Origin of the sequence: Chitinophaga sp. Cy-1792 (genome assembly GCF_011752935.1) — a bacterium.
Classification (GTDB): domain Bacteria; phylum Bacteroidota; class Bacteroidia; order Chitinophagales; family Chitinophagaceae; genus Chitinophaga.
Window position 1 is genome coordinate 394180 of record NZ_VWWO01000003.1, and the last position, 16917, is coordinate 411096.

Genomic DNA, 16917 nt, shown 5'->3' on the forward strand with positions numbered 1-16917 from the left:
TCATCGATATGAAAAAGATTATTTTAACCTTCATAACACTAGCTACCATGGCTGGTTACGGGTATGCACAGCAGAAATTTGTGTTAACAGGGAAATTAAAAAATTACCAATCCGGCAAACTTACAGTGGTAGTGGACGATGGTAATGATAGCCGGAAAATAGATTCCTTTTCCTTAAAGAATGGTGCATTTACCTATACCGGCGAATTGAAGAACGTTGGTATACTGTATCTGCGTAACGGTGCTAAAGACGAAAACAATGCTATGCTGGCGGTGATACCCGGCACACAGACATTGACCGGTGACTGGAATAATCTGAGCATGGCCACTGTTGCAGGGAATAATGCCAATGATGGCTATTTACAGTTGCGTGAAGAAAAAGCAGCCATTGGCAGAAAGTATAAGCTCCAACTGGACTCATTGCGTACTGAAAAGGATCATGATAAGGCCGGCGAGATCAGGTTAAGACTGGCGCCTTACTTTGAAGAAAATGAAAAAGCAGATTACAAATTCTTCAAAACTCATCCACAGTCCATACTGACAGCGTATATGCTCCGTTTCCATACTGCGAGTCTCTCACTGGATGAATTACAACAATATTATGATCAGCTGGGAAAAGCAATGCAGCAAACAGGTTTTGGAAAGGAATTGGCGGATGAAATTTTTCAGCTGCGTCATGGCTCTCCGGGCGCAGTAGCGGCAGATTTTACCACTGCTGATATCGATGGGAAACAGCTTTCATTACACGATTACAAAGGGAAGTATGTGCTGCTCGATTTCTGGGCAAGCTGGTGTGTGCCTTGCCGCAAAGGGAACCCACACCTGAAAGAACTGTATTCCAAATATCAATCAAAGGGCTGGGAAATAATTGGTGTAGCAGACGATGATAGAAATAATGCGGCCTGGAAAGCAGCAGTGGCAAAGGATGATCTGCCTTGGAAACATGTTTTGCGCGGCGCCTCCATGAACTATCAAAAGAAAGATCCTAAAGATATCTCTACAAAATATGGTATTCATTCACTACCTACAAAAATTCTAATTAGCCCGGAAGGTGTTATAATAGGGCGTTACAGCAGTGAAGGTGATGAACTGGATCAAAAATTGAAAGAGATCTACGGTGGATAACCGATCGTTTACTATCTGTTTTTAATAATTTTCCGGCGGCGGCATAAGTGGATTTATGTCGCCGCTATTCTTTTGTGGTAAAGAGTTTAAAGAGAATGGATGCGTGTATGGTTCACCGTAGTTTTAATTTTTATTTTTAAAAAAATGAGAAAAATTTGTTGGATTCAGAAAAATTCCTACTTTTGCGACCCTATTAATTGCCCAATAGTATAAAGGTAGTACGACAGATTTTGGTTCTGTTTGTCTTGGTTCGAATCCAGGTTGGGCAACATACTACTCCTGGTAAACTTTAAACCGCTGCAATCGACTTGTGGCGGTTTTTTTATGTGGTTACCTGATCGGATAAAATACACCTGTCAGCGATAACATGATCAGTAAGGTGATGATACTACCACCAATGCTAATGAACAGCAACTCCCGCTTAATGATACTACCCCCTGTTAATTGTTCCTTTCTTTTGATGTAATGTATACACGCAATATGTGCAAAGGCGCAGACAAGCGAAAGTGTATAATAAGGTATGAAGAAAAGTTTTTCGGGGTAGCGATTGGCAACGCCTGCGGCAAAAAAGAAATTGGTGTCGGTATGCCACAGATAGCGCCCCATCAGTACTGCCCGTACATGGTAAATCATGAAGAAAGAGAGGTAAAGCCCGGTTGCCACCTGAATGAATACATAGTATGGTTTCCTGTAAAATTTATTGGTAATTACAAGAGAAAGTCCGCTCAAAACCTGCATCAGCACACATAGCATCAATAAAATCTCAACAGGAGGGAAGCGGTAAACAGGCCGGAGGAGCTTCATTACCCGGATATGCAGGTCGGGGCCACCAAGAGCAAAAAGGTGGTTGGATAAATGTAATACGAGAAAGGTAGCAATAACAATACCCGATATACGATGAAATCTTTTTAACAGCGGATGCATAACAGTGGAATTGAGATATAGGCGGATAACACTTCTAAAATAATATTTCCAAACGGGTAATGCAATTAATAGCAGGCTTTTTCCTGCCGCTTATCACGCCATAACAATTATTTCATATTCAATCCTATTCCTGCTGTTTACTTTTGAATGGAAATTGACCGTATGGGAATCGATATAGGATGCCTTCCTGACGAAAAGATGCTGATAACACAGCTGAAAACAGGAGAGGAAGCAGCATTTCGGGAAATTTATGAAAGATACTGGGAGAAGCAGTATGATATGGCCTATTACAAGTTAGGAACACGATCTGCCGCGGAAGAGATTACCCAGGAAGTATTTGTTACACTATGGTTACAGCGTGCTGATTTAGACCCGGAAAGACCGGTAGCTGCGTGGCTGTATGGTGTGGCCAGGAACCTTATTCTCAAAACTTACCGCAAACAGCATATCCATCAACGTTATCTGCAGCAAACCACCTTTACGGATATTACCAATAATACCACAGAACAGCTGGCCCTCAATGAATTGAATGCTATGGTAAACCAGCAGATCGGGCAGTTGCCTGATAAGTGCAGGGAAGTGTTTACCCTCAGCCGCGTTAATGGCCTCAATACGCAACAAATAGCAGACACCCTGAACATCTCCCCTAAAACGGTTAACAATCACCTGGTAAAAGCCATGAAGATCATGAGAGGTAACCTGAAAGATTATATCATGATTATGGTCATTATTTCCATCCGGCCGTAACATTAATTTAATATAGCATCGCGTAGGTGTTTCTTTCCTGCAAAGGTAAATAGTAAGTGAGCTGCGGCATTAGCGCGGTTTTACCTTATGCAGGAAGATAATATCATTAATCGCATAGAAAACTATTTAGCCGGAAAATCATCACCGGAAGAAAAAGACCAGCTCGAAAAATGGTTTGAAGAATTGCATACCCCTCCTGCAACTGAAATGCAGGAAGACAAACCAGTTACAGGACAACGTATATACGCTGCTGTGACAGAACGTGCCGGTATCACAACTGTTGTGAGAAAGCTCTATCCATCAGGGAATACCTGGTGGAAGCTGGCGGCGGCTGTTATGTCGGCTGCCATTGTAACCGCAGGCGGGTTGCTGTATAAGAGCAGGCTTCCCGTTAAACCACAGATTGTTAAGTTATTAGATGTTCGTACCCGAAAAGGACAGCTCACCAAAATTATATTGACAGATAGTTCTGTTGTATGGCTGAACGCGAATAGTCATTTCCGTTATCCGGAGCAGTTCGGTGCCACGCGTACCGTGTACCTGGAAGGGGAGGCTTATTTCGATATTCATCAGGACCCCGGCCATCCGTTTACGATTGAAAGCAATGGGTATCGTACCCAGGTATTGGGTACCACCTTTAATATCAGGGCTTTTCCTGCACCACATATTTACAGCGTTACAGTAGCCAGTGGAAAAGTGATGGTTTGCAGGGCCAGAGACAGTGCCAGTCTTGCTGTGCTTACTGCCAACCAGGAGTTCAGGTTTAACGGCAACGATAGTACGGAGCAGGTGCGTAATGTGCATGCTGCAGCGGTGATGTCCTGGAAAAATGGTGGACTCACCTTCGAAAAAAACCAACTGAGTGAGGTATTGGTATCCCTGGAAAACCGCTATGAAAAGAAGCTGGTATTAGCATCCCCGAAAAAAGCCACTATAGAGATCTCCGGCACCTTTGACCGCACGCAGTCGCTGGAGGATGTACTTCGTATTCTTTCCAAAGTTTATGGCCTTCGTATCAAGCCGCAGGGGGATGGCTCCATTCGCATTATCTGACCAAAAAATAAATCAAATCAATGACAGCAAGATTTACTTAACACAACAAAAAAACCGGATGACGCATGCGTATCCGGTCCTCCTGCGATACTGATGACACCAGGCCTGAGAAACCGCATCATCAGATCGCTGCCAATTATTCACCCATAAGGATTAACTAATTAACAAGGTAAAAGTATGAATTTTTTCCTGGGGAAACCCTGTGCTTATTTAAAATGGGTTATGCGTATTTCCTTTTACGTAATGGTGCTGTCGCTGACAGTTACCAACCTAATGGCCAGCGTAGCTTCCAAAGGGCAATCGGCCGAACGGATACGGTTGTCGCTTGATATTCATGGACAGCCCCTTAGAACTGCGCTGGAGCAACTTTCCACCAAATCAGGTGTAAGGATCTACTTTAATGACGAAAAAGTGGATCGGATCAGACATGTCAGTGTACATGCCGAAGATGAGCTGCTGATGGACATCCTTCAGGAGCTGTTATCTGCTACCGGCATGGCCGCACAGCTATATGGCGATAACAGGATCACTATCATTCCTGCTGCCGACCTGCCACCACCTGTAAAGGGTACAGTGACTGACAAAGCCAATGGTACACCGCTGCCAGGCGTAGGTATCCGCATCAAAGGCAAGGCCGGCGGTGTTATCACGGATGCCAACGGACGCTATAGTATCAATATCCCCGAGGGTGGCGCTACGATCGTTATTTCCTATATCGGTTACGAACAGCAGGAAATCCGTGTAGGTGCAGGTACTGCCACATTGAATATTTCGCTGAAGGCTTCCCGTACACAGCTCAACGAAGTACAGGTACAGGCACGTCGTAAAGCGAATACGGAAATGGCTGTACTGGCCGAACGCCGCGCCGCCGCTATTGTGCAGGATGGGATCTCTGCTGCGAACATTGAAAAAACAGCGAGTATTACCACTACACAGGCACTGCAACGTGTTTCGGGTGTAACGATCACCGATGATAAATATGTAGCTATCCGCGGCCTCGGCGACCGCTCTGTTATCGGACAGCTCAACGGTGTACGCCTCGCTTCTTCAGACCCCGACAGAAGCGCCATTCCGCTGGACCTCGTACCGGCCGGATTACTGGATAATATCACGGTGTATAAAACGTATACGCCTGATAAACCAGCTGACGCTGCGGCTGGTATCATCGAGCTCAAAACCCGCTCTGTTCCGGATTCTGCTGCGTTTAATATCACTATACAGTCTGGCTACAATTCCAATATCGGCCTGGGTGGGAAAGTAAACAGCTTCTATAACAGCGATCCCGGATTTTTCGGACAGAAAGTAAAAAATGCCGGCTTGTCAAATGATTTCGTTCAACTGGGAAAGCAATACCCTGGCGGATTTAAGGATGTTCAAAGCATGATTGCCAACAGTGGCTATGATCCTGCCATTAAGCAGGAAGTCAACCGGATAAACGGTATCATGCATAGCTTCGATCCTATTCTCACCACACATTATAATACCGCGAAATTAAACCAGATCTATTCTGCCACCTATGGCAATAGTTTCACCATCTTCAAAAAACATAAATTGGGGGTAATTGCCGGTGTAAACTATTATCAGCGTGCTACAGATATCCATGGCGGCGACCTCACACAGTGGAGCATCTACCAGGGTGTACTTACCGGTAATAACCAGGTAAGCAGTACCCGTATCATTCCTAACTATATCACGCCCAATAATATCAATCTTGGGAAATATATCTCTTATAAAGAAAATACGGGAACATCTACCTTGAACTACGGTTTCCTGGGCGGGCTTACCTATCGGGTGAATGCGCGCAATGAAGTGAGTATGCAGTATATGGGTAGCCGTGGTGCGGAAGTACAGGCCAGTAACCTGTATGGTGCCTATGAATACACCGGGCTGCCGGGAACAGTGAGTAATGTCGTGTATTCCCTGCGTCGTAGCTATCGTACGTTAAATACTTTCAACCTGCAGGGCGAACACCGCCTCACTGCAGCTGAATATTCACCTAAGCTGAGTTATAACCTGGCCACTTCTACATCCGGGCAGGATGACCCTGATTACCGCTTCGTCAATCTGGCTGCCTACAGGCCTAAGAATGGCGGCTTTTATGTTGGGAATGGTAGTCTGCCCAATACCGGCGGCTCTCCAGAAGGTACGCCGGTATATTATTCACTTGTGTCAGGTTATGTAAATGGCTATGGCCCGTATGGTATCATACAGGCAGACCCTAATGGCCGACGTTACCGTAATCTGCACGAAACCAACTACAACTACAAGGCTGATCTGTCGGTGCCTTTCCGCCTGCTGGGTGAGAAACAGGAGTTTAAAACCGGTGTAAACTATCTGCACCGCGACAGAACTTTCAATGAGAATGTGCTGTCACTTCCTGGAAGTAATTTCTCTTCTACCGGCAACCTGGCACTGTATGCTGTACATGGCAACCTGGACCGCCTGGTAGGTTCCGATCAGATTGGCGTGAGAGTGCCTTCCGGTGCCACTGGCGAGGGACAGCCTGCTGTTGGTGGTTTCCTCTATAATGCACAGAAATCGCCGAATAACTACAAAGGATTTTATGAAACACGCGCTTTCTATGGTATGCTGGACCTGCATCTGCTAAAGAACCTCCGTGTAACCGGCGGTACGCGTTTAGAGATGACGGATATACAGGCGGCTGTAGATACGGCGGGCGTATTCCTCGATCCTAGTCTGACCGCTCCCAATAAAGACGGACAGACAGTGAAGCTGGTATTGACACAACCTAACTCCGTTTATAAAACAGATTACAAGCCCTACTATTCACTCAACATCACCTACAATCCTCAGCGGGATATGAACCTGCGCCTGGGTTACAGCACTACGCTTGCCAGACCTGAGCTCAGAGAACTTACCAACGTTTTCGAATTCGACCCCTTCCAGTTTGCCCTGGTGGTCGGAAATCCTAAACTGGTAAATCAGACGACGACCAACTACGATTTCCGTTGGGAGTGGTTTCCTGCTGCAGGAGAGGTGATCGCAGCTTCTGCTTTTTATAAAGAGATAGATAACCAGCTGACCAAAGTATACAGCGCCAATTCAACCGGACTGGATGCGCGTTTCCCTGAATTCCCTTCCATCCGTTTTGAGAACGATCCCAACAAAGGACGTGTATATGGTATCGAGCTGGAAGTAGTGAAAGACCTGGGTAAACTATGGCAGCCACTGAACCACTTCTTCCTGGGAAGCAACCTGTTGCTGGCACAGAGTGAAATTAAAAAGTCACCTGAACGCCTGAGCGATTCCAGGATTGTGGACAGACGCTCACCTTCCAATAGTCCGCTGTTTGAACAGGCACCTTATTCTGTGAATGCATGGCTGAACTATAGCAATCCTAAAAGCAGGACTGATCTGACAGTTACGTTCAATGAAGTAGGAGAAAGATTAATACAGATCAATCTCACCGGAGAACCTGATTTATACAGCAGACCTGCGCCGGTACTGGATTTTGTGTTCAGTCAATATCTCACTAAAAGATTACAGCTGAAAGGATATGCCAAAAATATACTGAACCCTGCTTACCGCGAGGTATACGCCAATCCTGGTACCGGAGGTAAGTATTATGGTAATACGTATATCCGTCGCAGTTATAACCGCGGTACGGAATTCATGATAGGCCTTAACTACAATATTTTCTAAAGTGACAGACCGAAATAATATGATGAAGAAAACTGCAAAATATCTTTCGGCCATACTGCTGTTTGCCGGCTTGTGGGCCTGTAAGAAGGATAAAAGTGATTTTGTCTATGTAGAGCAGCCACTGACGCCGATGACAGCATCTACCGTGCGGCTGATGAACTATGGCAGGGCTGCCACAGAATTGACCATCAACGATACCGTGCTTACCAGTCAGACCCCACCCAGCATCGAAGGTTTGTACCTGGATGCCAGGCCTACTATCTATTTCAGCACCGGCAGATTAGGGAAAACCTATACCATCCCGCAACGTTTTATCCGCGCGGATAATACAGCTGATGTAGTTATAGGTTTGATGGCTTATGGAGATAAAAAACCACAGTTTACCAAAGAATTTGTGGTGAAAGAAAATGTAAGCTCGCCCACCGATTATTATAATGTCTGGTATGGAGATCATAAAGCCAATGATATCCTCGGTACGGACAGTCTCTTTGCGATACCACGTTCTATCTCTCCGCCGGCAGATCCGAAGCACTTTAGTATACGTCTGCTGAATTTGAGTTCAGCGCCTGATAAAGCTGGTCTGGAAGGCAATATGACACTGGTTTTCGCGGATGGTACACCCGTAAGTGATATTACCAGTAACGTAGGTAGTGGCAATTATTCTGCTTACACAGAATTGCCTTATGGCACCTATCAGTTTAAAGTAATTACTGCTGATGGAAAAGTACTGCCAGGGGTGCCAGTGAATCCGGATGAGCAACTGAAAACGGTGAATGGTCTTACCGGTACGATGGCCTATGGTCTGAACCCGCCAACAGATAACTGGCTTACCTATGCGCCTTCACAGGCTTATCAGCCGGGTGGTGTTTATACAATCATGGTAAGTGCCAATACTTCCTTTGAATATTATGCACCGGGAAGTAATACCAGCAGTCCGGCTACGCTGAATTCCTTCAGGGTAATCCCTGACGTGAAGGAGCAGCAGAACATTACCTGGGGCCGTATTCAGGGCGTGAATGCCTTTCCTGGCAGCAGTATTAAGGTGAGTGTGGATAACGTGCCTTTGCAGGAAGGTACAGTGGATTTCGGTAATTCATCTGCCTACAAAATATTTATTGCAGGTACCCACAACATACAGGTAAGCGATGCTTCCGGTAAATCACTGGGCACTGCTACTGTCAATATCAGTGGCAGCGATAACTACAGCATATGGTATTATGCGGATGCCAATGGGCAGCCTGTCGTAAAAGCGATTGCCAATAACCTCAGCGGCAGTTTCTATCTCAACGCCAATAAAACCGGTGATGATGGTTCCGCTGATCAGTTTAAGGTTACCATGCCTTTCTGGGTGCGCTTCCTGAATCTTTCTACAGATATACCGGAAGCTACCTTTACTGATGGTGACGGCCAGCTGCTGAACAGTTACCTGACGTTTACCGGCGAGCCTTCCCAGCACCTCAAACAAGGCCAGGTGCTCACTAACCAGCCATATATTCTCTTCCCGCCAACCATGGGTATCAACAAGCTGAAGGTCTATGCCTCCGGTGCCGACATGCTTCCGGGCGACTGGATCAGCAATATCGCGGCATTGAAAGGACAGGACTTCATCGCACGTAAGGCCTTCTATAATGGCTTTAACCTGCCATCCTTTGAAGCAGGCGTGTATACGGTAGCGTTAGTAGGTACTTTGAATCCGAAGAAGCCGGGAGAGATACCAGCAAAAATGATCATCATTAAGCATAATCAATAATTCATTGCAATGAAATTAACATATCAGTTCCTGTGGAGATGTATGGCTGGTGCAGTTTTGGTGCTGGCAGGATGCAGGAAAACAGATTTCCCGGAAGTCAGTTCACCGGCTTATCTGCGGGTATTCAATTGCCTGACTTACAACATCACGATAGATAATAAAGATGCACCGCAGCCTTTCCTGACGATGCTGGTAGATCCAGAGCTGGATGCATCAGGAATACCTGTAGGTGCAGGTATTGTATTTGATTACCTGGATACACGCGGCCCATTGGCGCGTCCATATCCGGATGCGGGTAACTCAGCGCTCTTCCAGAAAGATTATCCGGGTACTGCAAAGATTCCTGTAGGTCCTATCGTAAACGGTTACGACCTGTCGGGCTACGGCATGATTACCAGCGGCAGCCACCGTTTCATGTTTGTGACAAGGCCGCGCAGTACAGATCCGTTCTTTAGTCTTACCGCAGCTGCCAGAAAGAATATCCTGGTGGATTCAACTATTCAGCTGGACCAGGGAGAAGTATATACGATGAATGTGCTGGAGAGATCTATTTATACCAGGAAAACAGGTATTTATCTGCGTAAGGAAATTTTTACAAAGATTCCTTTATCGGATTCGCTGGTATATACGAACTTCTACAACCTCAGTTCAGAAGGCTATGCGGCTACTTATTCTTTCGGTGAGCTCAACGCGCAAACGAACGTATGTATCCGTGACACCATGAACGTGTTTTACACATTGTATACCGCTAATCATACGCCGGTGAATGGTTTCAGTAACCTCTTCACGGCCAGTATGATTCGTTCACAGGATCCTGTCGTGCATCCCTATACGAATTTTCCGCTGTTTCCTGTAGCTGGTGGTGATGGCATTTTTGCAGGCACCAGCGGCCAGAAGTTTAACTTCCTGCTGCCGGGTATTCCGCCTGATTATGCCTATGGCAACCTCCAGGAGAGCATGGGTATGTTTACTTCGCTGGCTGTTGGGCCGGAGGCGCCTATCGGTATATTCAATACCATGGCAGATATCCAGACGGGTATGGTCATTTCCATTCGCTCCGGCATATATAATCCACGCTCTTTTGCTACTGTGAATACAGTGGAATACGTTAACGGGAATATGTATATCACTACGCTGCAACGCAGGTATGATCCTCCCATCTACAAATAATCTGGTTTATGAAAAGAAGTATCATACTATTCATAGTACTGGTTTTCCTGGGTATGGTCAGTTGCAAGAAAACTGACCTCACGGTAGACCAGGAACGAAACAGTGACATCCGCTCCGCCGGAGATTTTATCAATAATAACTACGATCTGAGCCTGTTTGCAGCCGCTTTGACTAAAATAGGTTATCTCGATTCCCTGAATGCAACAGACAAGCAATACACCGTATGGGCGCCGGATAACAACGCATTTAATAACCTCGGTTTTAAGAATGCTTCCGACTTCAATACCATGAATGTTGATAGTCTGCGCTTTGCCGTTAAAAATCTTATACTGACGAACCGTTATTATACGGCAGATTTCCCTTCCCAGCTGGATAATATCTATACAACTGCTGCCGGCGGCCCGCTGTGGATTTCAGTGGTAGCCAACAATCCTAACGCAGATGCATACACGGTATCTGTTAGCGGTTGCGAGGTATATGCGAGTCCGAAACGTAACATCGCTTTGCGAAATGGCGTATTGCATATCCTGAAATCGGTACCTAAGTATTTTGATCAGACCCTGCAGGACAGAATTGCTGCTGATACCAGCCTGGTGCTGTTTGCTGCCCTGATGAAGAAAACTTCCCAGTGGGATGCGCTGAAAACACAAAGTCCGCTGACGGTATATGCACCTGTAAATAATGTTTTCAAGGGCTATAAACTTACCGCAGATAGTATAAGCAGGATAGACGTAAAAAGATATAAGCCCGTAGCCTTTACCATTTATACGTTGGGATTAAAGGCGCACCACCTGTTTTCGAATGACTTAAACCTGGTAGGTGGCGGTAATGCCCGCTTATACGTGGATGGTTATGGCGTTGCGCCTGCACAGATGATCAACATCTGGACGCCGGAAGGTAAATATGCCTACCATAGCCCGTCTTACATCCGTATGGCCGATGGTGATAAGGGAAAAGATTTCCTGGTAAATAATGGTGTACTGCATCGTATTGATAATGTGATGCTGTATCCGGATTCTCTGTTGATTAAATAACCGGTAATCATGAAACTTTCAAAAATAATATATACGCTGGCGTTAGTGTCTGTTTGCTGGACAGCCTGTACACAAAAGGATGCGCAGGTATCGCCGGTCGGAAAAACGATTGACTATACAGGGCCGGGAAAGACGGTCCGCCAGATACTGGATTCCGCGAAGTTCACTATTTACAAGGCGATGTGGCAGAAAGCCAATATGGATTCTGTTATCACCGCAGGTAACTACCAGGGATACACGCTGCTGGTGCCTACCGATGCCGCTTTTACAGCAGCCGGTATTACAGCAGATAAAGTGAAAACCATGGCGGTTAACGACCTGGATACCATCCTGTTTTACCATACACTTAATAGCTGGATGCCATCCGCTAATATCCAGCAGCTTAAGGGAAATGCTTCCCTACGTACCCTGCTGACAAGATCAGATATACCGACCTATTCCAGCTGGACGCCCTATGTGTATTACCTCTTCTTAGGTCTGCACGATAAACAGCTGATGGTAAATGGTAAAGCACATCCGTTTACAGCTATGGAAGGCACCAACGGCACCATCTATGTACTGGATGAAGTGCTGAAGCAGCCCAATACGGATATGATAGACTACCTGAAATCCAATCCGAATTTCACTTTCCTGTTAGAGGCCTGCCGTATTAACGACAGTATCTATCAAACCGTATGGGGACAACAGGGATTCTCGCAGTTGTTGCAAGCTTCCACGAGGTCAGCATATATAACCCTGTTTGCACCTACCAACAATGCGTTTAAAAAAGCGGGCTTCAATACGATCGATGACCTCAGACAACGTGCACTGCGCTATGAAGTAGGCTGGCCGAATTATGATGAACACCTGTACTACAGGTATACCTTTACATCGCTGGATACCTTGCTGCTGGCGCATCATATTGATCTTACCGGTGTACAGCCTGCCAACTACAATATGGTCATCTTTACCAACGATATGCTGGATAATGGTGCTATCAGCAATTTCACGATAGACCCGGGAAGAGCGTATAACAACCCGCCACAATATGTGCGACTTAATTTTTCTGCCAATGGTAATACCATTATGGTGAAAGAGACAGGTAGCAGCGTAGGTGCATTGCCGTTAAAGTCTACTGACATGATGTTCAGGAATGGCGTGCTGCATATTGTAGACGATGGATTATTCAAGCAATAATTTCTTCTTAAATCTTCAGATAAGATGAAAAAAAATATATTGTCTGCCCTACTGGTGCTGTTACTTTTTTCCTGTAAGAAAGATAAGGAAGACGTTGCACCTGCCGGCAGTAATAATAACCTGCTGTATGTACTGGAAGATAACAGGTTTAACTTCTCCTATTACAATACAGCCTTAACACAGACCAATTTCGGTACTACCTTAAAAACAGGTGGCCCTTATACGCTGCTGGTGCCAGATAATTCGGCCTTTCAGAAAGCAGGCTATAATTCAGAAGATATGGTAGCGAGAGAGAGTGGCAGCGTATTACAGAAGATGGTAAAATACCATACACTGAATGGGTTGTGGCAGCTGGATAAACTGCCTTACCGCTTCAATCAGCAAATCACGACCGTACAGGGAACCCAGCTGTTTGTTACACACTGGGTGAAAGGTACCGACACCATTATCACTATCAACGGCACAAAAGTGACTGCGCGGAATATGCCAGCCAGCAATGGTATGATCCAGGTGATCAATGCGGTAATGCAGCCATTGGTGCAGGACAAAATCAGTGATGCTGTTGCAGCAGATCCTTCACTGAGTTTCTTCAATACTGCATTACAACGTGCAGGCCTGAAAGACTTCCTGCGCGGCGATGGACCATTCACCATATTTGCTCCCAACAACGCAGCATTCAAAAATGCGGGGTTCCTTACCACAGATAGTATCATGCAAACAGATCCTGCGGTGCTCCGCAACATGATCCAGTTTCATATGCTCAACAACCGCCGCTTTGTATACGACTATGTGTTGTCTACGGGTAGCAGCAATGTTACGCAGCAGACCATGCTGAATAACAGTACTACCACTGTCAACCTGATATCTAACGGTGTCGACTACTCCGGAATTACGATCCAGGGTAGCGGTAATACCACGCCTTGTCAATTGCTGAAATCCAATGTACTGGCTAATAACGGCGTGCTGCATGTTATTGACAGATTATTGATGGAAAATTTCTAAATGCTAAAAGGAATGAAAAATCTGTATATACTATGTTTCCTGTTGTGTACTATGTTCAGCATAAGACTGCGTGCACAGGAAACCAGTGGCCGAATAGACGGTAAGGTGACGGATGCCAAAGGGCAGCCTGTTCCCGGTGCAACTGTGATGGCCGTTCATACGCCAACGGGTACACGTTACGGAACCGTAGCGGAGCCGGATGGCCGTTATCACCTGACCGGACTACGTATAGGCGGTCCATTTACAATTACCGCCTCCATGATGGGCATGGGCAATGAAAAGCAGGAAGGTATCAACGTTCGCCTGGGAGAGCCTTTAATACTCAACCTGGTGCTGGCCGATGATAAGAAGCAGCTGTCAGAAGTAGTAGTGAAGGGAAAGAAAACCCCACAGGCCGGTACTTATGGCGCTGGTCAGAATATCAGCGCTTCCCAGTTACGCAACATGCCTTCCATTAACCGCAGCATCCAGGATATGACGAAGATGGTGCCGCAGGGCTCTAAAGACAACAGCTTTGCCGGTACTAACTTCCGCTATAACAACGTTACGCTGGATGGTGCTATCAATAATGATGCGATAGGCTTTAGTCCCTCTACGGGCGGTATTACCGGTTCTTCCGGTATGCCTGGCGCCAGTACGCATACCAATCCCGTATCCATGGATGCGATAGAGGATATGCAGGTTTATCTGGCACCTTTCGATGTGAAGATCGGTAACTTCACCGGTGGTAGCATCAATGCCGTAACCCGCAGTGGCAGCAATACTTTCACCGGTTCCGTATATGCAATGGGCCGCAATGCTGCCATCACCGGGAAGGATAAAGTAGGTACACTGGGAAAGATGAATGCTGATTTCTATGATTATCAAACCGGTGTCAGACTTGGCTTTCCTATTATTAAGGATAAACTGTTTTTCTTCACCAACGAAGAGGTAACCGGCCGACAGGACCCTACGCAATTGATGGTAGGCCAACGGGAAACGTCGCAGATATTAAGCGTTAAAGATGAGCAGGATATCCGTAACGCAACCTTACAGCGCTATGGTACTGCGTTTGATCCGGGTACGGGAGGCGGGTACAATGCCAGTAGTCACTCTACGAAGTTTTTTAATCGCCTCGACTGGAATATCAACGCAAAAAATCAATTATCTCTCCGTAATAATACCATTTTGTCAGACGCTATTCTGATGGACAGAGACCAGCAGGATTTCCGTTTCACCAGCATGGCCTATAAACAGACCAACAATCAGACATCTACAGTGGCAGAGCTTAAAACACGCTTTTCTCCTAAGCTTGCCAACAGCCTGATCGTAGGTTATACGGTGGTGAATGATAAAAGAGACCCACAGTCCGACCCGGCATTGCCACAGGTACAGATCATGGGGCGTACGCCAGGAACCACCATTTACCTCGGTACTGACAGGGAGGCCGCTATTTTCAATATGCAGCAGCGGACCTGGGAAATCACGGACAACTTCACGATGTATAAAGGAAAACATACTTTCCTTTTTGGTACACACAACGAACTGTATCACGTAAACTACGGCTTTGTAAACAGCTGGAATGGCCGTGTAGATTATCTGAGTATAGATGATTACCTGAATAATAGTCCATGGAGAGTAAGAGGTAGTTATAATTATACAGATAATACCAGGGATTATATCCTGTCCCACCCGCAGTCTTTTAATGTAGATATGTTGAGTCTTTATGCCCAGGACGAAATTCAGCTGACGGATAAACTGAAGCTGACGCCGGGTATACGTGCCGACTATACGTTATTGCCACAGAAGCCTGTATTGAGCGATAAAACCACATCTGCCATACAGGATGGATATCTTGGTAATACCTATTTCTACACACCATTAAACCGTATTACAAACGATTATTTTGGTAAAGTACAAATCTCTCCGCGACTGGGTTTCCGCTACGATTGGAAAGGTGACCAAAGCGTAATATTACGTGGTGGTGTAGGTATGTTTACCGGCCGTATTCCTTTGGCATGGCTGGCTTACGCCTATTACAATAATGGCGACAGCTATGGTTCTTTCGACCAGAAAGCAGATCAGCAGGTATTCGTAAAAGGTTCAGACCCATTGAAGCCTGGTAAGAACGGTATTGCAGATTTCATTCAGCAGAATGGTGCGGTAGTTAACAATAAAAATGGTGGTAAAACCCAGGTAGACGTACTGGATAATGGTTTTGTAATGCCTAAGGTTGTACGTGCGAGCCTGGCAGTGGATTACACCACAGACAACGGCTACAAACTCACCGCAGAAGGTATCTACACCAAAAACCTGAAGGATGTGAAATTCCAGCAGGTGAATATTAAAGATAACCCTACCTATTACGGTTACGACGTCAATATGCAGCAGCCAATATTTGCAGGTTCCGTAGATCCTCGTTTTGCGAATGCCTATGAGCTGAGTAACACTAACAAAGGTTACAGATATAGCTTAACAGGTAGTATTTCCCGCAACTATAAAATGGGACTGAACGTAAACCTGGCCTATACTTTCGGTGAGTCTAAAGATATCTCCAACGGTATCCGTAACTCTATGGAAAGTAACTGGCAGCTGAACCAGGCGTTAAATCCAAACAATCCTGACCTGGCTTATTCCAATTTTGATATCCGTCACCGTATCGTTATCAGAATGGACTACCGCAAGGCCTGGAATAGCCGCTGGGTGAGCAACCTGGGTCTGTTTGTAAGTGCGCAGTCTGGCTCTCCGTTTACCTATGGTGTGGTGAATAACAGTATCCAGGGATTACCGCAGCAGGTGAGTCTGATCTACATTCCACAGGCGAAAGATGCCATTCAGTATTTCCAGGATTATACCGATGCTTCCGGAAAGGCCGTGACCGCACAGTCGCAGGCAGATGCGTTTAACAGCTACGTGGATGGTAATGCTTACCTGCGTTCACGCAGAGGTAATTTCACCGAAAGGAATATGGGTCGTACACCATGGAATACACAGGCGGATTTTCATTTCGCACAGGAGTATCATTTGTCTGCGAAGCCTGGCAGCAGTTTCCTGACTTTCACCTTAGATATTATGAACGTGACCAATCTGTTGAATAAAAACTGGGGGATCGCCTATTTCTCTCCCAATACCTTCAACTCTACGGCCAGCGTTGGTTTGACACCGGTTTATCCAGGTCGTACATCTAAAGAGAATACACCGGTATATCAGTTTACAGATCCTGGAAAGCCTTATGCCGTTGATTTCTTTGGTTCCCGTTATCAGGTGCAGATGGGGCTGCGTTATTCCTTCTAAT

11 protein-coding genes and 1 tRNA gene are annotated in these 16917 nt (G+C 45.8%); 11 read left to right on the top strand and 1 reads right to left on the bottom strand.

The window, feature by feature from the left end:
• Positions 1-8 precede the first annotated feature (8 nt).
• The gene (locus F3J22_RS26975; protein WP_167021091.1) at positions 9-1124 is read left to right on the top strand and encodes a TlpA disulfide reductase family protein; all 1116 of its coding nucleotides are present in this window, start codon (positions 9-11) and stop codon (positions 1122-1124) included.
• A gap of 198 nt (positions 1125-1322) precedes the next feature.
• Positions 1323-1393, top strand: a tRNA-Gln gene (locus F3J22_RS26980).
• A 61-nt stretch (positions 1394-1454) separates the two neighbouring features.
• Here F3J22_RS26980 and F3J22_RS26985 read toward each other — a convergent pair.
• Entirely contained in the window at positions 1455-2048 is a 594-nt protein-coding gene (locus F3J22_RS26985) for a hypothetical protein (RefSeq protein ID WP_167021092.1), read from the bottom strand.
• A 162-nt stretch (positions 2049-2210) separates the two neighbouring features.
• Here F3J22_RS26985 and F3J22_RS26990 point away from each other — a divergent pair, with 162 nt between their 5' ends.
• The 9 genes from F3J22_RS26990 to F3J22_RS27030 all read left to right on the top strand — a co-directional run bounded on the left by F3J22_RS26990 (position 2211) and on the right by F3J22_RS27030 (position 16916).
• Positions 2211-2795 (top strand): RNA polymerase sigma factor, encoded by a 585-nt coding sequence (locus F3J22_RS26990; RefSeq protein ID WP_167021093.1) that lies wholly within the window; start codon positions 2211-2213, stop codon positions 2793-2795.
• An 87-nt stretch (positions 2796-2882) separates the two neighbouring features.
• On the top strand, positions 2883-3848 hold the full coding sequence (locus F3J22_RS26995; RefSeq protein ID WP_167021094.1) for a FecR family protein: 966 nt from the start codon (positions 2883-2885) through the stop codon (positions 3846-3848).
• A 222-nt stretch (positions 3849-4070) separates the two neighbouring features.
• A complete protein-coding gene (locus tag F3J22_RS27000) occupies positions 4071-7511 on the top strand; it encodes a TonB-dependent receptor domain-containing protein (protein ID WP_205195737.1) in 3441 nt (1146 codons plus the stop codon).
• A 19-nt stretch (positions 7512-7530) separates the two neighbouring features.
• Positions 7531-9261, top strand: coding sequence for a DUF4397 domain-containing protein (locus F3J22_RS27005; protein WP_167021095.1), 1731 nt, complete (start codon positions 7531-7533; stop codon positions 9259-9261).
• Positions 9262-9270: 9 nt separating this feature from the next.
• Positions 9271-10431 (top strand): hypothetical protein, encoded by a 1161-nt coding sequence (locus F3J22_RS27010; protein ID WP_167021096.1) that lies wholly within the window; start codon positions 9271-9273, stop codon positions 10429-10431.
• A gap of 8 nt (positions 10432-10439) precedes the next feature.
• Positions 10440-11465 carry a fasciclin domain-containing protein gene (locus tag F3J22_RS27015; RefSeq protein WP_167021097.1) on the top strand — a complete coding sequence of 342 codons (1026 nt, stop codon included), beginning with the start codon at positions 10440-10442 and terminating at the stop codon, positions 11463-11465.
• Between the two features lie 9 nt (positions 11466-11474).
• A complete protein-coding gene (locus F3J22_RS27020) occupies positions 11475-12641 on the top strand; it encodes a fasciclin domain-containing protein (RefSeq protein WP_167021098.1) in 1167 nt (388 codons plus the stop codon).
• A 24-nt stretch (positions 12642-12665) separates the two neighbouring features.
• Positions 12666-13643: a fasciclin domain-containing protein gene (locus F3J22_RS27025; RefSeq protein WP_167021099.1), complete on the top strand. Its 978-nt coding sequence runs from the start codon at positions 12666-12668 to the stop codon at positions 13641-13643.
• Between the two features lie 12 nt (positions 13644-13655).
• Positions 13656-16916, top strand: a complete 3261-nt coding sequence (locus tag F3J22_RS27030; protein ID WP_240155217.1) for a carboxypeptidase regulatory-like domain-containing protein — start codon at positions 13656-13658, stop codon at positions 16914-16916.
• Position 16917: the final 1 nt, after the last annotated feature.